The sequence below is a fragment of the Pseudomonas sp. 18.1.10 genome (assembly GCF_024655625.1).
Lineage (GTDB): Bacteria > Pseudomonadota > Gammaproteobacteria > Pseudomonadales > Pseudomonadaceae > Aquipseudomonas.
On record NZ_JANLGL010000056.1, the window covers coordinates 1 to 21,813 of the forward strand.

Sequence of the window (21,813 nt, forward strand, 5' to 3'; positions counted from 1 at the left end):
TCAGTCGGTACATGTTTGGCTGACCCACTGCATTCGCGAGCAAGCCCGCTCCCACACAAGCCCGCTCCCACATGGGTTCTGCGGCGTTTTAAAGAATGGGGAAAAAAATGAGTGCGTTGCAATCACGCCGCCTGCGCTATGGCGTAGGCGCGATCGGCTTGCTGTTTGTGTTGCTGGCGGCGTTGCGGCTGGTGTTCGTGTTGGCCTTTTCCGGCCTGCCGCTAAACACGCCGCACCTGCTGGAAACCCTCGGCATCGGCCTGCGTTTCGACCTGCGCCTGGCGGTGTTGTTGCTGTTGCCCTTGGCTGTGCTGGCCTGGCTGCCGCGCTGGAACCTTATCACCCTGCCCGCCCTGCGCTGGCTGGCGCGGGGTTATCTGGTGGTGGCCTTGGCTGTGGTCGGCCTGGCCTACATCATCGACTTCGGCCACTACGCCTACCTCGGCGTGCGCATCAACGCGACCGTGTTGCGCTACCTGCAAGACGCGCAGATTTCCCAACAGATGGTGTGGGAAACCTACCCAGTACTGTGGATAACCGCCTGCTGGCTCGCAGCGGTGGCGCTGTGGGTATGGGCACTGGTGTGCCTGGAGCGCTTGACCCTGGATCGGCCTGCCGTGCCCGCGCGCACATGGGCGTTGGCGTCAGTCGCCGTGGTGGGCGTGATCGGCGTGCTGCTGGCCCTGCTCGGCCGCGTCGCCAACCTCAACCTGGAAAATCCGGTGCCCCTGCGCTGGAGCGATGCGTTCTTTTCCGGCAACAGCCAATTGGCCGCCGTAGGCCTGAACCCGGTGTTGTTTTTGTACGACACTGTCAAGGTCGGCCAGTCGCAATTCGATGAACACCAGGTGCGCGAGCACTACCCGCAAATCGCCCACTACCTGGGGGTCGAGCAGCCGGATGCGCAGCCACTGAACTTCATTCGCGAACAAGGCGTACAGCCCTATCGACTGGCCGGCGAACGCCCGCCCAATGTGATTTTCGTGATGCTCGAATCCCTCGGCACCAGTGCCGTCGGCGCCTACGGCAACCCGCTGAACCCCACGCCAAACCTGGACAAACTGGCCACGCAAAGCTGGTTCTTCAAACACTTCTACGTGCCCGTCACCGGCACCGCGAAAACCGTATGGGCGAGCATCAGCGGCGTGCCGGACGTGACCCGCCAGGAGACCGCCACGCGCAACCCGCTAATCACCCGGCAACACACGCTTATCAACGCCTTCGAGGGTTACCAGAAGTTCTACATGATCGGCGGCAACGCCGGTTGGGCGAACATCAACGCGCTGATCCGCCAGAGCATCGATGGCGTGCAACTCTATGAAGAAAGCCACTGGCGCTCGCCACGGGTGGACGTGTGGGGCATTTCCGACCTGGACCTGTTCAAGGAAGGCGACCAGTTGCTGCGCGCCGTACCCAAGGACCAGCCGTTCTTCGCCTACCTGCAAACCTCCGGCAACCATCGGCCGTTCACCATCCCCGAGCACAATGATGGGTTCCAGGTCGCCAACGTGACCCTGGAGCAAGTCCAGGCCGCCGGTTCACGCAGCGTCGAGCAATACAACGCAGTGCGCCTGCTGGACTACAACATCGGCCGCCTGATGGAGATCGCCAAGGCCGGCGGTTGGTACGACAACAGCATCTTTGTGTTCTTCGGCGACCACAACACGCGCATCAGCCAGATCCCCCACATGGCGCCGGCCTTCGAACAGCTGGGCCTGGAGAGTAACAACGTGCCGCTGCTGATCCACGCCCCCGGCCTGGCGCCACGGGTGATCGACGAAGCCGTGGGCCTCGCCGACCTGCTGCCCACCGTGGCCGGCATGGCGGGCATGCCGTTTCGCAATGGCGCACTGGGCCGCGACATCCAGCAGCCGGCGCCCGAAGGCGAACGTGTGGTGCCGCTGGTCCTGCGCGAAGGCACCTTCCCCATCATCGGCGGCGTGACCCAGCACTTCCTGTTGCAGATGCAACACGACGGCAGCTCGCCGACCCTGCATGACCTGGCCTCGCCCACCCCGCGTGAGGACGTGGCCGCGCAGCACCCCGAGGAGTTTCAGCGCTTGCAGGGGCTGACCCGGGGGCTGCATGAAAGTGCGCGGTTGATGTTGTTCAGGAATGTGCGCGAGTGATTACTTGGGCTGGAAGGTTTCGAGGTAGGCCAGGATGTTGTCGATCTTTTCCTGGTCACTGATGCCCCAGAAAATCATCCGCGTGCCGCTCACCACCTTCTTCGGGGCTTCTATATAGGCGGCGAGTTTGTCGCGGGTCCACACCACGCCGGAATTTTTCATCGCGTCGGAGTATTGATAGTCGGCAGTAGTGCCGGCAGGTCGGTCGATGATGCCGTTGAGTTCCGGGCCGAAGCCGCCGCGCGCGCCTTCGCCGACGCTGTGGCAGCCGCCGCAGGTCTTGGTGAAGAGTTTGCCGCCCGCCTCGGCATCCCCGGCCGCAAAGGCGGGGCCGGCGCTGAGGATCAGGGCGAGGGTGATAAAGGTGTACTTCATGCGGGGCTCCCCATCAGGTGTCGCGGGCGATTATGCCTGTTTGTCAGGAGCGCATGCCCATCCAGATCACGGCTTCGGTCCACGCCGTGACCACCCATCGCCTTAAACACATCCAATCGAACCTAAGCAGGCGTGTTCTACTCCACCCCTATGAACCCTGATGGTGGAGTAAGGATCATGGCTCAGCCATCGATTTTAGTGCTGGAAGACGACGAGATTATTCGCTCGTTAATGGTGGATGTGCTGGAGGAATTCGGGGCGCTGGTGACGTCGTTTCCTACGGCGGATGAAGGGATGATTTACCTGGAACGCGGCGATGAGCCGGTGGACCTGATTGTCAGTGATATTCAGATGCCGGGGTTGCTCAACGGTTATGACTTGAGTCGGGTAGTGGCGCATCGCTGGCCAGGGGTGCCGGTGTTGCTGACGTCCGGCAATACCAAGTTGGCGGCGCAACTGGGCGGTTCCGTGCGTTTCCTGCCCAAGCCGTGGAGCGCCGAGCATTTGCTTGAACAGGTACAAACGGCCTTGACTCCGCAGGGGCCGTCCATGCATTGATAGCTTCACGACATCACTGAAACCGAACTTCGCGTCACGCTCTACGGTCATTAATGAGGCATGCAGCGACTTTTCTGATCCGCTGGTCAGCCTTTTCGCCTTGTGCGCGCAGCTGACGGCTTTGAGGTGTGTAGAATCGTCGCCCATTTCCACGCGTCATTCATGGCCGAAAGGCCCACAGTTCGAGCTTATTGAATGCATTCACAGGCCCCTGACGTTGGTGCCCCCACCTTGCTGGAAGCGTTGCGCACAGGCACTGCCCTGCTGCACGTCGCGCTGGAAAAACGCCTGCCGTTTTTCTCTGAGCACCTGGATGCCGACTGGTACGGGCGCCTGCTGCGAGCGTACTACGGCTTTTATGGGCCAATGGAAGCAGCGCTGTATGACATTGGCTTGATCCCCGAAGGATTCGATCCAGTGCTACGCGTGAAAACGCCGACACTGCTGAATGACCTGCGCGCCTTGGGCCTGGCTGACACGGCCATCTGCGCCCTGCCCCGCTGCGCCGCACTCCCTACGCTCGACACTCCCGAAGCCTGCCTCGGCACCCTGTATGTGCTGGAAGGCGCGACCCTGGGCGGCCAGGTCTTGCGCCGGGAAATGGCCCAGCGCCTGGACCTGGACGCCGAAAACGGCGGCGCGTTTCTCAATGTGTACGGCGCCGAGACCGGTCGGCGGTGGAAGGATTTTCTCGATTACCTGGGCCGCCAGCCGCTGGATGCGTGGGCAAAACAACGCGCGGTGGATGCTGCCCGTTCAACATTCAGCTGTTTTGAGCAATGGCTCGACAGCCAGGAGGTACTGCTATGAAACCCGAAGATTTTGAAGAGCTGCTTGCCAACTGTGCCGACGAGCCCATTCGTTTTCCCGGGGCGATCCAGCCCCACGGCGTGCTGCTGACCTTGTCGGAGCCCGACCTTACGATCATCCAGGTCAGCGCCAACGTCAGCACCTTGTTCGGCCACACGCCAGAGGCACTGCTGGGCCAGCCGCTGCACACGCTGATTGGCAGCGAACAAGTCCAGGCTGTTGCGGCCATGGCCGAAAACAACACGTTTTTCGACGCCCCACCGCTGCACGTCACCTTCAACGGCGCGGAGTTCGAAGGCTTGCTGCATCGCCATCAGCACGTGCTGGTGCTGGAGTTCGAACCGCTGCTCAGGGATTTCCGCCCACGGGCGTTGAACGGTCGTACCAGTGACCTGGGCAAGATGCTGCAACGTTTGCAGGCGGCGAAAACCCTGCAAGCGCTGTACGAAATCAGCGTGAATGAAATCCAGGCCATGACCGGTTACGACCGCGTGCTGATCTACCGCTTCGAAGACGAAGGCCACGGCCAGGTGATCGCCGAAGCGTCGGCGCCGAGCATGGAGCTGTTCAACGGGCTGTTCTTCCCGGCGTCCGACATCCCCGAGCAGGCCCGCGAGCTGTATCGCACCAACTGGCTGCGCATTATCCCCAACGCCGCCTATGAGCCGGTGCCGCTGCTGCCTAAATTGCGCCCGGACACCGGCCAGCCGCTGGACTTGAGCTTCGCCACCCTGCGTAGCGTGTCGCCGATTCATTGCCAGTACATGCAGAACATGGGCGTGCTGTCGTCCATGAGCATCTCGCTGATGAAGGGCGACAAGCTCTGGGGCCTGATAAGTTGCGGTAACCGCGAGCCATTGCTGGTGCCCAATGACCTGCGTACCGCCTGCCAGACTATCGGCCAGGTGCTGTCGCTGCAGATCAGCGCCATGGAAGCCCTGGACTTGAGCCGCCAGCGTGAGGAGAAAGTCGAGGCCCTGGCCCTGCTGGACCAGGCGATGAAAGCGTCCGAACAAAACGTGTTCGACGGCCTGGCCCAGCAAGGCAAGCTGCTGATGGACCTGACCTTGTCCGGCGGCGTGGCGATCATCGAAGACAAGCAACTGCACCGCTACGGCAACTGCCCGGAGCCGGCGCAGATCCGCGCGTTGCACAAGTGGCTGCAAGAAGCCGGCGAGCCGGTGTTTTCCAGCCATAACCTGGCGTCGGTGTACCCACCGGCGGCCGAGTTCCAGCAGGTCGCTAGTGGCGTCTTGGCCATGAGCCTGCCCAAGCCTGTGGATAACGGCGTGCTGTGGTTCCGCCCGGAAGTGAAAGAGAACATCAACTGGAGCGGTGACCCTAAAAAACCGCTGGATCTGGAAAACTCCGACGCCGGCCTGCGCCTTCGCCCACGCACCTCGTTTGAGATCTGGAAGGTGGAAATGGCCGGCATTTCCACCAAGTGGAGCCATGGCGACCGCTTCGCCGCCAACGACCTGCGCCGTTCCGCCCTGGAAAACGACCTGGCGCGCCAGGTGCTGCGCGAGCAACAGGCGGTCCGCGCACGTGATGAGCTGGTCGCGGTGGTTTCCCACGACCTGCGCAACCCGATGACGGTCATCTCCATGCTCTGCGGCATGATGCAAAAAGCGTTCAGCTCCGATGGCCCACACACCTCGCGGCGGATTTCCTCGGCCATCGACACCATGCAACAGGCCGCCGGGCGGATGAATGTGTTGCTGGAAGATTTGCTCGACACCTCGAAGATCGAGGCCGGCCGCTACGTGGTCAAGCCGGTGGCGCTGGATGTCAGCCAGATCTTTGAAGAGGCCTATTCCTTGCTGGCGCCCTTGGCGATGGAGAAAGGCATCGACCTGTCGTTCAACACCGAGCCTGGCCTGCAGATCAATGCCGACCCGGAGCGCCTGTTCCAGGTGCTGTCCAACCTTATCGGCAATGCCATCAAGTTCACCCCGCGCCAGGGCAATATCGGCATCAGCGCCATGAGCAACGGCGAAGAGATCGTGTTTTCGGTGCGTGACTCCGGTGAAGGCATCGCGCCGGAGCAATTGCCACATGTGTTTGATCGCTATTGGACCCAGACCGAAAACAACCCCACCGGCAGTGGCTTGGGGCTGTATATCACTCAGGGGATCATCCAGGCCCATGGCGGCAAGATTGTTGCTGAAAGTGAGGTAGGCCGTGGCAGTGAGTTTCGGTTTACGGTGCCCAAGGTGAGTGGGGATTCCCACACCTGATGGCGTAACGTTTTGAGGTGAGCCGTTTATGGGTTAGCCGCCTCTAGCTCTGTAAGTTCGGCTCACGTCGCGCGGTATGAATATGCCTGGCGGCGTGCCCCTACTTTCCGAGGAAACCATGATGGATCTGTTTTTTAGCTCCACTTCAAGCTTCGTGAACAACATTCAGCAGGTCAACAACACACCTGCGCCAGCGCCTGCCCCCCAACCGCCGAAACCCACTCAGGGGCCTGCCATAGACTTCAGTGGCGGGAACACTGATAACACGCGTAAAACCTCAGGCAGCATTGATAGCCTGGGCAGCGGAAACATCATCTAACACGTTGCAACAGGGGGAGCGGCATCCAGCAGCTCCCTGAGCCTCTCCTCGACAAAATGTCGACATCTTGTGCGCTACCCTGTCTGCCTTTTCCGCCCGGAGCCGTCACGCCTATGCTTCATGCTGTCCTAGCTGGCCCGCTTCTGCGGCGACTCGAACCCCGGCGCCTGGTGTTCTGGTTGGTGGGCAGCCGTAGACTGACGCTGACCCTGAAGCTGCACGTAGCCGAACAGACCCGTACCGTCACGCTGGATCAAGACCAATGCCACGTCGTGCCGGTGGGGCGCCATGCCTTTATCCACCTGATCGACGTACGGTTGGACGAAGCGCTGCCCCAGGACGTGGTCATCGGTTATGACCTGCTGATCGACGGCAGCGGCATTGCCGAGTGGGCACCGCATTTGCTGTATGGCGCGACCCCGAACTTCATTCTCCATAGCCGTATCCACCAGTTGGTGCATGGCTCTTGCCGTAAACCGCACCACCGTGCCGACGAAGGCCTGCTGTGCGTAGACCGCCTGCTGGCCGGCGCCCCCACCCCGGCCGAGCGCCCTGCCCTATTGATGATGAGCGGCGACCAGATCTACGCCGACGATGTCGCCGGGCCGATGCTGCGGGCGATTCATGCGTTGATCGAGCGGCTGGGCCTGTTCGACGAATACCTCGACGGTGCCGTGGTAGAGGACAGCACTCGCCTCTACGACCATCACGCCAGCTACTACCATCGCGCCGACCTGCTGCCGGCGCTGGACAGCAACAAGACCCTGCGCGAGCGTTTTTTTGGCGGCGTAAAAAAGCCGATCTTCACCAGCAGCACCGCCGACAATCACTTGGTGACCTTCGCCGAAGTCATCGCCATGTACTTGCTGGTGTGGTCGCCCACGCCCTGGACGCTTATCAGCCCAGAACCGCCGCAACTGAGCGCAGAAGAACAACAGCGTTATGCCCGCGAGCACGTGCAGATCGAACGGTTCCGCGAGGGCCTGCCAGGGGTCGCGCGGGTGTTCGCCCACCTGTCCACCCTGATGATCTTCGACGACCACGACATCACCGACGACTGGAACCTCAGCGCCCAGTGGGAAGAAACCGCCTACGGCCACCCGTTCTCCAAGCGCATCATTGGCAACGCGCTGCTGGCCTATCTGCTGTGCCAGGGCTGGGGCAACCAGCCTGAGGTGTTCGGCGAGTTGCTGGGCCAGGTCCACACACTCACCGCCCGGGCCCAGGGCAATCATCTCGACGCGAAGCAACAGGATGAATTGCTCGAAGCCCTGCTGAAATTCCAGCACTGGCACTACGTATTGCCGACCACGCCCGCCCTCGTGGTGCTCGATACCCGTACCCGCCGCTGGCGTAGCGAGTTCAACCTCACGCAGCCCTCCGGCCTGCTGGACTGGGAAGCCTTGAGCGAACTGCAACAGGCGCTGCTGGATCATCCGAGTGCCATCATCGTCTCGCCCGCGCCGATCTTCGGCGTGAAGCTGATCGAGACCATCCAAAAGGTGTTCAGTTGGTGCGGCTACCCACTGCTGGTGGACGCCGAAAACTGGATGGCCCATCGCGGCGCGGCCCAGGTGATCCTCAATATCTTCCGTCACTCCCGCACACCGGGTAACTACGTGATCCTCTCGGGGGACGTGCACTACTCGTTTGTCTACGAAGTGCTGATCCGCCACCGCAACGCCGGACCGGAGATCTGGCAGATCACCAGCAGCGGCATCAAGAACGAATTCCCGCCACGTTTGCTGGAATGGTTCGACCGTCTCAACCGCTGGCTCTACTCACCGCGCTCGCCGCTCAACTGGTTCACGCGTCGACGCACCATGCAGGTGGTACCCCATATCCCGGAACACGCCGAAGCGGGTGAACGGTTATGGAATTCGGCGGGGATTGGCCAGGTGTTCTTCAACGAACAGGGCCAGCCTGAGGCGATCTACCAGCACAACGCGGATGGGAAGCCGCGGACGAGGATGGTGGCGCCGCAGTAAGCTTTCCTGCGCATGCAAAGCCACCCTCGCACCTTCTTTTCAGACAAATCGTAAATACCTGTTTTTTCTGAAATTTTTTGAAAATCTCCAACCCCTGTAGTTCACAAAAAAAGTGCCAGGCTCTTACCGCTCTTTGCGAAAAGCTCCATCAATCGCCGATTGCCATATGAACCTATTTTGGTGCACCCTCTGTGAACGACATACATCTCGTGTTGAACGTCGCTTTTTTCCGAACAATGGCTGATGGAACTGCCCAGGGAGTCAAGAAAACTCATCGGCACGGACATCAAGTTGGTCCAGTTTGGATGGCCGCTGGGGATGCCGTTGGTTCGAAAGCTGGAACATCGGCTCTGGGAAGTCCGAACCGACCTCGGTGAAAACATTGCGCGAGTCATTTTCACGTTGGTTGATAGCGACATCGTGTTACTGCACGGTTTCATTAAAAAGACTCAGAAAACACCGCTGGTCGAATTAGCTACCGCCAGACAGCGCAAAAGCAAGCTATGAGGAACCCCCATGAGCAAATACATCGGCTCCAACTTCGATGACTTCCTCCACGAGGATGGCCTGATCGAAGAAGTCTCCGCTGGCGCATTGAAGCGTGTTATCGCCTGGCAGTTGGCAGAGGCCATGAAGGCGCAAAAAATCAGTAAAAAAGCGCTGGCGGAACGCATGCATACCAGCCGCACGGCCGTAGATCGCGCACTGGACCAAAATGATGCAGGCATGACACTGGCCACTTTGGCGAGTGCGGCAAGAGCATTGGGCCAACGTGTGGAAGTACGCCTGGTGCCGGACTCCGACACACACAAGACGATAGCCCATCGCCACACCGACTAAAGCACCTCCCCCACCCTATTCAAACCCCGCAAGCCGCGATGTACAGTAGCCCCAGCCACGGAGTATCGGCGTCAACCATGACTGGCCTTGGGAGCCAGCCCACGCAGGAAGCGCAAATGGACGATACATCCAGCAGCAAGCCGATGAAGAATGACTTTTCCGACCTCAACGCCGACATGCTGCACGCCGTCATGGAGTTGGTCAGCGACGGGATCTGGGACTGGAACGCCAATACCGGTTTTGTGTACCGCAGCCCCGGCTGGTACGAAATGCTCGGCTACCCCCGCCACTCCCTGGAAAACAGCGTGTTCACCTGGGAGAACGTGATCCATCCCGAGGATTACCCCCAGGTGATGACGGTGTTCGATAACTACATCCACCAACACGCCCCGCACTACCAAGCCGAGTATCGTTGCCGCAAAGCAGACGGCACTTACCTGTGGATCGAAGACCGGGGCTACATCGTTGCGCGCAACCCCGACGGTTCGGTCGCGCGCATGGTCGGTGCCCATCGCGATATCCATACGCGCAAATGCTCCCTTGAGCAGTTGGAGCGGCGCAATCAATCCCTTGAAGCCCTGGTGGCCGAACGCACCCGCGAGTTGTCACGGGTCAACCAACAGCTGCAGCTGCAGTTGGACGAAAATCGCTCCCTGGCCGAGCGCGACACGCTCACCCGCGTAGCCAACCGCTACCGCCTGGAAAAAGTGCTGCTGGAAGAATGCGACCGTGCCGAGCGTTTCCGCCTGCCGCTGGCACTGGTGGCCATGGATATCGATGATTTCAAGCCGATCAACGACCGGCACGGCCACGCCGTGGGCGATCAGACGCTGGTGCAGGTGGTTGAAAGCCTGGAGGCTTGCCTACGCCCAGCAGACTTGCTGGCGCGCTGGGGCGGCGATGAGTTCATGGTGGTGCTGCCACAAGGCGAACTGGAAACGGCAAGGGCACTGGCCGAGCGCATTCGCGAAAAGATCGCGCAGATGCCTACCCTGGGCGGCTTCAAGGTGAGCCTGAGCCTGGGCGTGGTGCAGCGTCACCCCGGCGAGTCTCCGGCGGCGCTGATGGCGCGGGCCGATCAGGCGTTGTACCGGTCCAAGGCGGCGGGCAAGGATGTGGTTTCGGAGTAGATGACAACGATCAGATCTGGGTGGGACTTGTGTGGGAGCGGGATTGCTCGCGAAAGCGGGGTGTCAGTCGATAGATGTTTGACTGATACACCGCTTTCGCGAGCAAGCCCGCTCCCACAAAAGCCAGCTCCCACACTGGATCTGAGTGCTTACCTGACCGGCGGCGCGTACTGGATGCCGCCGTTGTTCCACAGCGCATTGAGCCCGCGCTTGATCTTCAGCACACTGCCCTGGCCGATGTTGCGCTCGAACACTTCGCCGTAGTTGCCCACCTGCTTGACGATCTGTACCACCCAATCCTTGCGCAGCTTGAGGTCCTTGCCGTACTCGCCGTCGGCGCCGAGCAAGCGCGCGACGTCCGGGTTCTTGGTGGTCTTCGCCTGTTCTTCGACGTTTTGCGAGGTGATGCCCATTTCCTCGGCATTGAGCATGGCAAACAAGGTCCACTTGACGATGCTGAACCACTCGTCATCGCCCTTGCGCACCAGCGGGCCCAGGGGTTCCTTGGAGATAATCTCCGGCAACACCACAAACTCGTCCGGGTGGGCCATCTTGATGCGCTGGGCGTACAGGCCCGACTGGTCGGTGGTCAGCACGTCGCAGCGCCCGGCTTCGAGGCCCTTGGCGCTTTCATCGGCGGTGTCGAAGGTGATCGGCGTGAACTTCATGCCATGGGTGCGGAAGTAGTCGGCGACGTTGAGCTCGGTGGTGGTGCCCGCCTGGATGCACACGGTGGCGCCATCCAACTGCCTGGCCCCGGTCACCCCCAGTTTGTTGTTCACCAGAAAGCCGATGCCGTCGTAATAGGTCACACCGGTGAACACCAGGCCCATGCCCGCGTCGCGGGAGCTGGTCCAGGTGGTGTTGCGCGAGATCAGGTCGATTTCGCCGGACTGCAACGCAGTGAAACGCTCCTTGGCGGTCAACTGGCTGAACTTCACCTTTGACGCATCGCCGAACACGGCCGCAGCGACCGCGTGGCACACGTCCACATCGATGCCGGTCATCTTGCCCGTGCTGTCCGGCACGCCAAAGCCCGGCAGGCCATCGCTGACACCGCACTGGATAAAGCCTTTTTTCTGGATCGCATCGAGGGTCACACCCGCCTGGGCGCTCGCCGCCCAAGCGCAGGTGATGGCGATCAAGGTGTTCTTGAGGTATTTCATGCGCTGCTTTCCCTGTCGATTCTTATTGGTGGGGCAGTATCAAGCCCTTGCGCGCATTGCCACAAACGACCTTTCGGCAACAACTCGTTCCGATTTGGAATGACCCGGCGACTTTATTTCGTTTGTGCCCAGGCCCGGCGCGCAGCTTAGATAAAAAGACGCCCGCCACCGCCGAGTCGAGGATTCATGAGCCGCGCAACCATCAGCCAGTCGATTTCCATCGTCCACCCCATCACCCTCAGCCACGGCCAGAACGCGGAGGTCTGGGACAACACGGGCAAGCGCTATATCGATTTTGTCGGCGGCATTGGCGTGCTCAACCTCGGCCATTGCCACCCCGGCGTGGTCGACGCGATTCGTGAGCAAGCGACGAAGTTGACCCACTACGCCTTCAACGCTGCGCCCCACGCGCCTTACATCGAGCTGATGGAACGCCTCACCGCGTTTATCCCGGTGGATTACCCGGTCAGCGGCATGCTTACCAACAGCGGCGCGGAAGCGGCGGAAAACGCCTTGAAGATCGTGCGCGGCGCCACCGGCCGTACGGCGGTGATCGCCTTTGACGGCGCCTTTCACGGCCGCACCCTGGCCACCCTGAACCTCAACGGCAAGGTAGCGCCCTACAAGCAAAAGGTCGGCGTATTACCCGGCCCGGTTTATCACCTGCCCTACCCCAGTGCCGATAACGACGTGACCTGCGCCGAAGCCCTGAAGGCCATGGACCGTCTGTTCAGTGTGGAAATCGACGTCAACGACGTGGCCTGTTTCATCATCGAGCCGGTGCAGGGCGAAGGCGGTTTCCTCGCCCTGGACAGGGAATTCGCCCAGGCCCTGCGGCGCTTCTGTGATGAGAAAAACATCCTGCTGATTGCCGATGAAATCCAATCGGGCTTTGGCCGGACCGGCCAGCGCTTTGCCTTCTCGCGGTTGGGCATCGAGCCGGACCTGATCCTGCTCGGCAAAAGCATCGCCGGTGGTGTGCCGCTGGGTGCGGTGGTCGGGCGCCAGGCGTTGCTCGACAACCTGCCCAAGGGCGGGCTGGGCGGCACCTACTCCGGCAACCCCATCGCGTGCGCGGCGGCCTTGGCCACCCTGGACGCGATGAGCGATGCCCACCTGCAAAGCTGGGGTGCACAGCAGGAAGAAGCCATCGTCAGCCGCTATACACGCTGGCAAGCGCAAGGCCTGTCGCCCTACCTGAGTCGCCTGACCGGTGTCGGCGCCATGCGCGGCATCGAATTGGCCCACGCCGACGGCACACCCGCCCCACAGCAACTGGCGCAATTGCTGGGCCTGGCGCGGGATGCCGGCTTGCTGCTGATGCCCAGCGGCAAGTCGCGGCATATCATCCGTTTGCTCGCACCGCTGACCATTGAGCCGGCGGTGCTGGAGGAAGGCCTGGATATCCTCGAGGCCTGCCTGCGGCAGTTGACCTAGTAGCGGGCATCCACGGGCTTGCCGCCGTTGGGCCAGTCCTTGACCTTGTCCGGGAAGTCCGGGCGCGGTTGCCCCGAGAAATACGCCGCCACGTCCACCGCGTCCTGGTCGGACAAACCGCCCTGGCCCAGCGGAAATTGCTCATGGAAGCCAATCGGCATATTGCGTTTGACGAACGCCGCGGCCGTGTACGTGCGGGCCATGCCGGCGCCGATATTGAACGATTGCTCGCCCCACAGCGGCGGGTAGATCAGCTCGCCGTCGGCCCGCGCCAGGCCCTGGCCGTTGTCGCCATGGCACACCGCGCATTGCTTGGCGTACACCGCCTGGCCATTGGCCAAGTCCGGCTTGATCGCTGGATCGACCTTGCCCACGCCACGCCCGGCGACTTTGTCTTCGGGGCGCGTGTTGTTTTTCATCCAGTCGAAGTAGGCGACCATCGCTTGCATATCCGCCGATTGCGGCGCGAGTGGCTTGCCATTCATCGAACGGCGGAAGCAGCCGTTGATGCGCTCTTCCAGGGTCACCACCTTGCCCGCACGTGGCGCGTAGCTGGGGAAGAACGCCGACACGCCGACAAACGGCGAGCCGTCCGCCACGGTGCCGGCGTTGAGATGGCAACTGGTGCAATTGAGCGCATTGCCGACATTGTCCGGCAACAGCGCCTTGGTTTGCAGGTGCAGGCGCATGCCGCGCACCACTTGCTCGGCGTTGGGCGCGGCGAGCAGGTCGGCCAGGCGCGGGGTTTCGAAGGCCGATGAGTCGGTAGTGGCCGGGTTGAGTTGGTCCCGCAGTTTTTTCACCTGGGCGGCGCTGATGGCGGAACCCTCGTTGCCCCAGCGCGTGCGCACAAAGCTGAGGATTTCGGCGATTTCCTGATCCGCCAGGCGCGCGAAACCGGGCATGGTGTAGACCCGTGGATGGGCGGCCGTTTGCGCCGTTTCCCAACCGGTGAGGGTGATATGCAGCAGCGACGTCGGGTTGCTGGACGCGATGCTCGGGTTGCCCGCCAGCGGCGGGAACAGGCCTTTGACACCGGCGCCGTCGCTGCGATGGCAGTCGCTGCAGAATTGCATGTAACCCAGGCCGCCACGGCTGGTGAACAGGTCCGCCGGCGGCGCAGCGGGGGCATGGGCCACGGACGGCATCGGCAGATCGTCTTTGCCCGGCGGCAGGGATTTGAGGTAGCGGGCGATGGCCGTGAGGTCGTCATCGCTGAAATGCTGGGTGCTGTGGTGAATCACATCGGCCATGTTGCCGGCGACCGTGGCAAAGCGGTTTTGCCCGGTCTTGAGCAATTGCACGGTGTCTTCGACGGTCCACAGGTTGCGCAGGCTCAGGGCGCGCCAGTGCTCGACGGTTTCACCGGCCAGGTAGTGCTGGCCGCTGCTGCCTTCATCACTCAGGGCTTTTTCCTGGAAGGCGATGCCGCGCGGCGTGTGGCAGGAGCCGCAATGGCCCAGGCCCTGGACCAGGTACGCGCCACGGTTGAGCGAGTCATCCCGCGTCGGGTCAGGTGCAAACGGCCGTTTATCGACAAAGGCGAAATTCCACAGCGCCAGGCCCCAGCGCTGGTTGAACGGGAACCCCATGTCCGCTTCGAGGTTGGCCTGCTGCACCGGCTCGACGCCTTGCATCAGGTAGGCGTACAGGGCGCGCATATCCTCCTCGCTCATCTTCGCGTAGGACGGATACGGCATCGCCGGGTACAGGTTCATACCGCTCGGCGTGACGCCTTCGCGCATGACCCGGTCGAATTGCTCGAAGCTGTAGTGACCGATACCGGTTTCACGGTCCGGCGTGATGTTGCTGGAGAAGATCGTGCCCATCGGCGTACTCAGTTCCAGCCCGCCCGCCATCACCTGGCCTTGCTTGGCGGTGTGGCAGGCGATGCAGTCGCCCAGTTGTGCGACGTACTTGCCGTGTTCGATCAGCGGGGTGTCGGCGGGGTTGGCGTGCAGGGGTAGCGCCAGACACAGCGTCGCCCCCAGCATGGCCAGGCGTGCGAGAGAAAGCGCCATCGTGTTAGTCCTTTAATCACCTGGCGTGGGGAAGTCCCCTCGGCGCAGGTCAGTTGTCGTTTTTATGGGTTCATCAGGCTTTGGCTGTTGTAACGGATTTACCGGCGGGGGGTTTTGATATGGGTCAGGGGCAAAACGATGGACAAGAGGACGAGCGCTCAACGACTATCCAGCGCTGACCTTTCTCGCACGGAAGCGCACCATGCTCGACATCCTCCAAGGCACGCCCCTCTGGGTTTACGCGGTTTACCTGTGGATTTGCTACTACGGCGTCAAGGCCTGCCTGGGCGGGCGGGAGAATCGGCGCTCGCTGCTGATCCTGCCGGTGGTGCTGGTGGTGTGGTCGCTGATGTCGCTGGCGCCATCATTGCTGTCGAGCAGCGCCTGGGCCGGGGGCGCCGTAGTCGGCAGCCTGGCGGGGATGCTGCTGTTCAACGCCAACGGCGCCCGCCTCGACGCCAATGGCGAAACCCTGGTCCTGCCAGGCACCTGGAAGACCCTGCTGATCTCGCAGTTGTTCTTCGCGGTGAAGTATTACTTCGGCTACCAGCAGGCGGTGCATCCGTTGTTGCTGAGCACACCGGACATGCTGGCGACCATCGGCGCGGTCTCGGGATTTACCGTAGGTCTGTTTTGCGGGCGGGCCATCACGCTGCAGCGGGCGCTTGCCGCCTTGCGTCGCGATGAGGGCAATGTGCTGCCTTGACCTGATCCCCCCACGCCTTGAAAATGCGCGACGCTTTTTTGTCTCCCGTTTACTGAAGTAGTGAAATTTCAATGTCTGATTCCCACCACGAAGAATCCGTAGTCGCCTTGCAATCCAAAGCTGAATACGAAAACGCCATCAATCTTTCACAGCATGTGCCCGCCGCCAAGATCATCAGCGAGATGGTGCTGGACGCGTTTCACACCTCCAAGGAAAGCGACCAGATCCGCGAACTGCGCGTGGCCATCCGCCAGGCCCACGACGCCTTTGACGATGACAAAGCCTACGACCTGATGGGCCAGCTCAAGCAACTCAAGGACGCCGAAGCCGCCGACAACATCGCCCTGGAAGACCTGAGCAGCAAGTTCTCCATCAGCCGCATCCTGTCCAGCTTCAAGGACGACCCCGAATTCCAGGAGCTGGTCTACGGCCTGGCGTTGAAAGTGCTGAACCAGAGCCACCAGGCCATCAGCAACCCAAGCGCCGGCAAGAGCAAGGCCTCACGCCCGAAGAAAGAAGCCGAAGTGTTTGTAATCAGCAAGGACGGCATCAGCGTCACCCTGCCCTTGCGTACACCGCGCTCGAAGCTGAACGTTGATCGCGAGGCGTTCGAATTCCTCGGTTTCAGCTTTGTCGGTGAAGGCGATGAAGCCGAGCTGGAAGTGGAAAGCTTTGTGGACAACACCGGCGCCGAGCAGCCGCTGAGCCGCAAGACGGTGATTGCTGCGCTGCAGCAGCAGAGTGCGTTTGAGGGCTATAGCATCGCGCAGCAGTAACGCTTAGCCCGCAACACTGCCGAACCCAATGTGGGAGCTGGCTTGTGTGGGAGCGGGCTTGCTCGCGAAGGCGGAGTGTCAGTCAATACATGCATGACTGATACACCCCATTCGCGAGCAAGCCCGCTCCCACACAAGCGCCAGCTCCCACATTTGTTTTTTACCGGACTACACAGCCCGCACATCCTGCGCCTCAAACGCCTGCCGAAACCGCTGCATATCCTGCTTGTTCCCCACCGTCACCCGCACCCACTGCGGCCAGTTTTTCCACACCCGCCCGACCATCACGCCCTGCTCTGCCAGGCGTTCGATGACCTGCTCGGCCGGTTGTTTCACGTCGATCATGAAGCAGTTGCTCTGGGACAGGGTACAGGTGAAACCCCGCCCCTTCAGCCAGGCCACGGTCTCGTCGCGCAGTTGCGCATTGAGCGCCTTGCGCTGGGGCAGCAGCTTGACGTCTTCCAGGCTGGCCTTGGCGCCGAGCAAGGCGGAACCGGCCGGGACGTTGTCGCCGCCGAACACGGCCAGTTGCTCCAGCAACTTGGGATGGCCGATCGCCAGGCCAACACGGGCGCCGGCCATGCCGTAGATTTTCGAGAAGGTGCGCAGCACCAGCAGGTCGTCGTGGTCCTTGACCCAACTGATGACGCTGGGGGCGTCGGAGAAGTCGATGTAGGCCTCGTCCACCACCAGCACGCTGCCCTTGGGTTTGTTTGCCAGGGCGTGGCGGATCGACTCGGTGGGGGTCATGGTGCCCGTGGGGTTGTTGGGGTTGCACAGGTAGAGCATGCCCGCCTGGGGATCGGCAGCCAGCATCGCCGGCACGTCGTGGGCGTGTTCGGCGTTGAGGTTGACCTCCTGCACGGGCGCCTTGCGCGACTCCGCCGCCTGGCGCGGCACTTCGTAGGACGGCGTGGCCATCACCAGGCCACGGTTTTCGCTAGTGAACGCCAGCACCGCAAAGCGCAAGGCAGCCATGGAACCCGCAAACACCGCCACCTGGTCCTCGGCAATCCCTTGCTGCTGGGCAAACAGCCCGACCAGCGCGTACATGTGGCCGTAGGGGTACAACCCGGCCGTGGCAATGCCGCGCTGCATCGCCTCGCGCGCAGCGCTTGCAGGGCCGTAGGGACTTTCGTTGTAGTTGAGCCGCACCTTGTCAGCCTTGTCAGCCTTGCCTGTCTTGCCCGGCTTGGGGCTGGCCACCGCCCAATCCAGGCGCCCCAGCAATGGCAGGGCAGCGCCCACAGCGAGAAGGGACCGACGACTAACGCTGACCATGGGGTAACTCCTTGTAAGGCGGGGATGGATTCGCACAGCTCGTACAGAAGGGTATGACGAGAAAAGCGTAGTCCGATTTAACCGCGCGCCCAAGAAAAAGCCCCGCGCTTCTGTCGAAGGCGGGGCTCTTTCACTGCGTGTCCACTCAGTGAGCGTAGGTCAGCAACAGCTCTTTCGGCACTTGGAAATCCAGGGACATCATCACGCTGAGCGCGGTGATGGTGAAGATCGAGAACACGAACAGCTTGCGCGCCCAGACGGTGTCATCCACCGCCTTGTAGCCGGTCCAGGCCATGTACAACCAGTACATGCCCATGGCGGCGGCGACGGCGAGGTAGCTCATGCCGGCGTAGCCACTGAAGGTCAACATCAAGGTCGCCACGAGGAAGGCCAGGATGTACAGCAGGATGTGTTTCTTGGCCACCTGGATGCCACGCTTGACCGGCAGAACCGGAATCGACGCAGCCAGGTAGTCATTGAAGCGGAAGATCGCAATGGCGTAGGAGTGCGGCATCTGCCACAGGCTGAACATCACCAGTAGCGTCAGCGCGGCCATGTCGAAGCTATTGGTTACAGCCACATAACCAATCACCGGCGGCATCGCCCCCGACAGACTGCCCACCAGCGTGCCGTGAACCGACTTGCGCTTGAGGTACAGGCTGTAGAGGCCGACGTAAATGACAAAACCGATCACGGCAAACAGCGCCGCCAGCGGGTTGGCCACCTTGTACAACAACGCCACACCGGCAACACCGAGGACGGTCGCATAGATCAGTGCCAGCTTCAGGGAGATAAGGCCCTGCACCAGCACGCGATTCTTGGTGCGTTCCATCTTGATATCGATGTCACGATCGATGCAGTTGTTGAACACGCAACCGGAAGCAACCACCAGGGACGTACCGATCATCGCAGCCAGGAAAATGGCCAGATCGACATGTCCCTTGGAGGCCAGGAAGAAACCGCCCGCCACAGAAAGCACGTTACCGAAAATGATCCCCGGTTTGGTGATTTGGATAAAGTGCTTAAGCGACATCGGGTCTTACCTCACTTCGCCATCATGAACGTATGGATGCTGAACATGATCCATATCGACAGGCCAACCAGCAGCAGGATTACCAACCCTGCGAACACGAACGCAATCACGTTATCGCGCTGCTCTTTGGAACGATCCAGGTGCAGGAAGTACACCAGGTGAACCAGAACCTGAATCACCGCGAATGCCAGCACGATCATCAAGGTGATCGATTTCGGCAGGGTCGGGTACATCACCAGACCAAACGGGATGAGCGTCAGGATTACCGACAGGATGAAGCCAATGGCGTACGACTTGACGCTGCCGTGGCTCGCATCGTGGCTGTCATGGTCATGGGAGTGTGCATTAGCCATTACAGAGTCCCCATCAGGTAAACAACGGTGAAGACGCAGATCCAGACCACGTCCAGGAAGTGCCAGAACAGGCTCAGGCAGCTCAGGCGAGTCTTGTTGGTGTTGGTCAGGCCGTGTTTATTGACCTGATACATCATCACCGCCATCCACAGCAGGCCGGCCGTTACGTGCAGACCGTGGGTGCCTACCAGCGTGAAGAACGCGGACAGGAAGCCACTACGGTGCGGACCGTAGCCTTCGGAGATCAGCAGGTGGAACTCGTTGATCTCCATGCCGATGAAGCCCAGGCCGAACAGGAAGGTCAGGCCCAACCAGCTCAGTACGCCTTTCTTGTTGCCCTTGTAGAAGGCCAACATGGCGAAGCCGTAGGTGATCGAACTGAACAACAGCAAGGCGGTTTCGCCGAGCACGTAAGGCAGTTCGAAGATGTCGTGGCCCGACGGGCCACCCGCTACGTTGTTTACCAGTACCGCGTACACCGCGAAGATCGACGCAAACAAGATGCAGTCGGTCATCAGGTAGAGCCAGAAACCGAAAACGGTCATCGGCCCCGAGTCGTGGTGATGGTCATCGTGCCCATGGTCATCGACATGGGCGTGTCCAGCATTGGTCACTAAGTTCGACATGGTTTAAGCCTGTTCCAACGAGGTTTCAACACGGTTGGCCGGGATCTTCTTCTCGGCAACCAGGCGAGCGTGCTGCTCGGCTTCGATGCGTTCGATCTCTTCGACCGGCACCATGTAGCCTTGATCGTCACGGGCAGCGTGAACGATGAAGTAACCGATAGTGCCAACCAGGCTCGCGATTGCCAGCCACCAGATGTGCCAGATCATCGCGAAACCGAACACGGTCAACAGCGCACCCATCACCACGCCAGTGGCGGTGTTGCTTGGCATGTGGATCGGTTCGTATTTAGCCGGCTTCTGGTACGCAGTACCGTCTTCCTTGGCTTCGGTGAACGCATCGATAGTGTTCGCAGTCGGGATCACGGCGAAGTTGTAGAACGGTGGTGGCGACGAAGTCGACCATTCCAGGGTGTGGCCATTCCATGGGTCGCCGGAGTCGCAAGCGTTCTGCTTACGGTCACGGATACTCACGTACAGCTGGATCAGCTGGCAGGCGATACCGACCGCAATCATGATCGCACCGAACATGGCAACGTACAGGTACGGTACCCACTCAGGGTTGGTAGTAGCGTTCAGACGACGGGTCATGCCCATGAAGCCCAGAGCGTAGAGCGGCATGAACGCGACGAAGAAGCCCGAGATCCAGAACCAGAATGCAGCCTTGCCCCAGCCTTCGTGCAGCTTGAAGCCGAACGCTTTCGGGAAGTAGAAGCTGAAACCAGCGATGTAACCGAATACCGCACCACCGATGATCACGTTATGGAAGTGCGCGATCACGAACAGGCTGTTGTGCAGGACGAAGTCAGCACCCGGGATGGCCAGCAGTACGCCAGTCATGCCGCCGATGGCGAAGGTCACCATGAAGCCCAGGGTCCACAGGACCTGGCTGGTCATGCGCAAACGACCGTGGTAGATGGTGAATAGCCAGTTGAATAGCTTCACCCCCGTCGGGATGGAAATCAGCATCGTCGCCAGGCCGAAGAAGGCGTTGACGCTGGCCCCCGAACCCATGGTGAAGAAGTGGTGCAGCCAAACCATGAAGCCCAGTACAGAGATTGCGCCCGATGCGTAAACCATCGAGTGGTGACCGAACAGGCGCTTGCCGGTAAAGGTCGAGATCACTTCGGAGAAGATACCGAACGCTGGCAGGATCAGGATGTACACCTCAGGGTGACCCCATGCCCAGAACAGGTTCACGTACATCATTGGATTGCCACCAAGTTCATTGGTGAAAATGTGGAAATCCAGGTAACGGTCAAGCGACAGCAGCGCCATGGTGGCGGCCAGGATCGGGAACGAAGCCACGATCAGGACGTTGGCCCAGGTGCAGGTCCAGGTGAAGATCGGCATGTCCATCAGTTTCATGCCAGGGGCGCGCATTTTCAGCACGGTGGCCAGGAAGTTGACCCCCGTCAGCGTCGTCCCGAGTCCTGATAACTGTAGGGCCCAGATGTAGTAGTCCACACCCACGCCAGGGCTGTATTGCAGGCCCGACAATGGCGGATACGCAACCCAACCGGTCTTGGCGAATTCGCCGACGCCCAGGGATACGTTGATGAGCACCACGCCGGACACCAGCAGCCAGAAGCTCAGGGAGTTCAGGAACGGGTAGGCAACGTCACGCGCGCCGATCTGCAGCGGCACTGCAAGGTTCATCAGGCCGGTGAAGAATGGCATCGCCATGAAGATGATCATGATCACACCGTGAGCGGTGAAGATCTGGTCATAGTGTTCAGGCGGCAGGTAGCCAGGCGAACCCTCGGTGGCCATGGCCAGCTGGGTACGCATCATGATGGCGTCGGCAAAGCCGCGCAGCAGCATGACCATGGCCACGATGATGTACATGACACCGATTTTCTTGTGGTCAACCGAAGTCAGCCACTCGGTCCACAGGTAGGTCCACTTCTTGAAATAAGTGATCGCCGCAAACAGCCCCAGACCACCCAGCGCGATCATGGCGATGGTAATCATCACAATCGGCTCGTGGAACGGGATCGCATCCCAACTTAATTTACCAAACATCGT

Annotated in this window: 20 protein-coding genes; 12 read left to right on the forward strand and 8 right to left on the reverse strand. The window is 60.9% G+C overall.

Going from position 1 to position 21,813, the window contains the following annotated elements; translation table 11 throughout:
- The first annotated feature begins 107 nt into the window (after positions 1-107).
- Positions 108-2,129: an LTA synthase family protein gene (locus NUV89_RS12280; RefSeq protein WP_257781526.1), complete on the forward strand. Its 2,022-nt coding sequence runs from the start codon at positions 108-110 to the stop codon at positions 2,127-2,129.
- On the opposite strand, the gene NUV89_RS12285 is transcribed toward NUV89_RS12280, so the two are convergent.
- A complete protein-coding gene (locus tag NUV89_RS12285; RefSeq protein ID WP_257781527.1) occupies positions 2,130-2,504 on the reverse strand; it encodes a cytochrome c family protein in 375 nt (124 codons plus the stop codon).
- A gap of 177 nt (positions 2,505-2,681) precedes the next feature.
- On the opposite strand from NUV89_RS12285, the gene NUV89_RS12290 reads away from it, so the two are divergent.
- The 8 genes from NUV89_RS12290 to NUV89_RS12325 all read left to right on the forward strand — a co-directional run bounded on the left by NUV89_RS12290 (position 2,682) and on the right by NUV89_RS12325 (position 10,389).
- Complete coding sequence (locus NUV89_RS12290) at positions 2,682-3,062, forward strand: response regulator (RefSeq protein ID WP_257781528.1); 381 nt, start codon at positions 2,682-2,684, stop codon at positions 3,060-3,062.
- 195 nt (positions 3,063-3,257) lie between these two features.
- Positions 3,258-3,872: a biliverdin-producing heme oxygenase gene (locus NUV89_RS12295; protein ID WP_257781529.1), complete on the forward strand. Its 615-nt coding sequence runs from the start codon at positions 3,258-3,260 to the stop codon at positions 3,870-3,872.
- Positions 3,869-6,112: an ATP-binding protein gene (locus tag NUV89_RS12300; RefSeq protein ID WP_257781530.1), complete on the forward strand. Its 2,244-nt coding sequence runs from the start codon at positions 3,869-3,871 to the stop codon at positions 6,110-6,112. Before NUV89_RS12295 ends, NUV89_RS12300 begins: the two co-directional genes overlap by 4 nt.
- A 118-nt stretch (positions 6,113-6,230) precedes the next feature.
- On the forward strand, positions 6,231-6,431 hold the full coding sequence (locus tag NUV89_RS12305; protein ID WP_257781531.1) for a hypothetical protein: 201 nt from the start codon (positions 6,231-6,233) through the stop codon (positions 6,429-6,431).
- A gap of 113 nt (positions 6,432-6,544) precedes the next feature.
- Positions 6,545-8,419 (forward strand): alkaline phosphatase D family protein, encoded by a 1,875-nt coding sequence (locus tag NUV89_RS12310; RefSeq protein ID WP_257781532.1) that lies wholly within the window; start codon positions 6,545-6,547, stop codon positions 8,417-8,419.
- Positions 8,420-8,662: 243 nt separating this feature from the next.
- Complete coding sequence (locus tag NUV89_RS12315) at positions 8,663-8,926, forward strand: type II toxin-antitoxin system RelE/ParE family toxin (RefSeq protein ID WP_257781533.1); 264 nt, start codon at positions 8,663-8,665, stop codon at positions 8,924-8,926.
- A gap of 9 nt (positions 8,927-8,935) precedes the next feature.
- Positions 8,936-9,259, forward strand: a complete 324-nt coding sequence (locus tag NUV89_RS12320; RefSeq protein WP_257781534.1) for a helix-turn-helix transcriptional regulator — start codon at positions 8,936-8,938, stop codon at positions 9,257-9,259.
- Positions 9,260-9,375: 116 nt separating this feature from the next.
- Positions 9,376-10,389, forward strand: coding sequence for a sensor domain-containing diguanylate cyclase (locus NUV89_RS12325; protein WP_257781535.1), 1,014 nt, complete (start codon positions 9,376-9,378; stop codon positions 10,387-10,389).
- A gap of 149 nt (positions 10,390-10,538) precedes the next feature.
- On the opposite strand, the gene NUV89_RS12330 is transcribed toward NUV89_RS12325, so the two are convergent.
- Positions 10,539-11,555 (reverse strand): amino acid ABC transporter substrate-binding protein, encoded by a 1,017-nt coding sequence (locus tag NUV89_RS12330; RefSeq protein ID WP_257781536.1) that lies wholly within the window; start codon positions 11,553-11,555, stop codon positions 10,539-10,541.
- Between the two features lie 186 nt (positions 11,556-11,741).
- On the opposite strand from NUV89_RS12330, the gene NUV89_RS12335 reads away from it, so the two are divergent.
- The gene (locus tag NUV89_RS12335; protein WP_257781537.1) at positions 11,742-12,992 is read left to right on the forward strand and encodes an aspartate aminotransferase family protein; all 1,251 of its coding nucleotides are present in this window, start codon (positions 11,742-11,744) and stop codon (positions 12,990-12,992) included.
- Here the strand turns inward: NUV89_RS12335 and NUV89_RS12340 are convergent.
- Positions 12,989-15,013 (reverse strand): c-type cytochrome, encoded by a 2,025-nt coding sequence (locus NUV89_RS12340; RefSeq protein WP_257781538.1) that lies wholly within the window; start codon positions 15,011-15,013, stop codon positions 12,989-12,991. The two genes, NUV89_RS12335 and NUV89_RS12340, sit on opposite strands and share 4 nt — an antisense overlap.
- Before the next feature lie 202 nt (positions 15,014-15,215).
- Here NUV89_RS12340 and NUV89_RS12345 point away from each other — a divergent pair, with 202 nt between their 5' ends.
- Together NUV89_RS12345 and NUV89_RS12350 are read left to right on the forward strand one after the other, a co-directional pair.
- Entirely contained in the window at positions 15,216-15,719 is a 504-nt protein-coding gene (locus tag NUV89_RS12345; RefSeq protein ID WP_257781539.1) for a DUF6622 family protein, read from the forward strand.
- Between the two features lie 71 nt (positions 15,720-15,790).
- Entirely contained in the window at positions 15,791-16,495 is a 705-nt protein-coding gene (locus NUV89_RS12350) for a hypothetical protein (RefSeq protein ID WP_257781540.1), read from the forward strand.
- Between the two features lie 168 nt (positions 16,496-16,663).
- On the opposite strand, the gene NUV89_RS12355 is transcribed toward NUV89_RS12350, so the two are convergent.
- From NUV89_RS12355 to cyoB, 5 genes are all read right to left on the reverse strand, one after another.
- On the reverse strand, positions 16,664-17,776 hold the full coding sequence (locus tag NUV89_RS12355) for a pyridoxal phosphate-dependent aminotransferase (protein WP_257781541.1): 1,113 nt from the start codon (positions 17,774-17,776) through the stop codon (positions 16,664-16,666).
- Positions 17,777-17,921: 145 nt separating this feature from the next.
- Entirely contained in the window at positions 17,922-18,809 is an 888-nt protein-coding gene (cyoE, locus tag NUV89_RS12360; protein WP_003194050.1) for a heme o synthase, read from the reverse strand.
- Positions 18,810-18,820: 11 nt separating this feature from the next.
- The gene (gene cyoD / locus NUV89_RS12365) at positions 18,821-19,162 is read right to left on the reverse strand and encodes a cytochrome o ubiquinol oxidase subunit IV (RefSeq protein WP_010206434.1); all 342 of its coding nucleotides are present in this window, start codon (positions 19,160-19,162) and stop codon (positions 18,821-18,823) included.
- Positions 19,162-19,788, reverse strand: coding sequence for a cytochrome o ubiquinol oxidase subunit III (locus NUV89_RS12370; protein WP_017734786.1), 627 nt, complete (start codon positions 19,786-19,788; stop codon positions 19,162-19,164). Before NUV89_RS12370 ends, cyoD begins: the two co-directional genes overlap by 1 nt.
- Positions 19,789-19,791: 3 nt before the next feature.
- Positions 19,792-21,810, reverse strand: coding sequence for a cytochrome o ubiquinol oxidase subunit I (gene cyoB / locus NUV89_RS12375; protein WP_017734787.1), 2,019 nt, complete (start codon positions 21,808-21,810; stop codon positions 19,792-19,794).
- Positions 21,811-21,813: the final 3 nt, after the last annotated feature.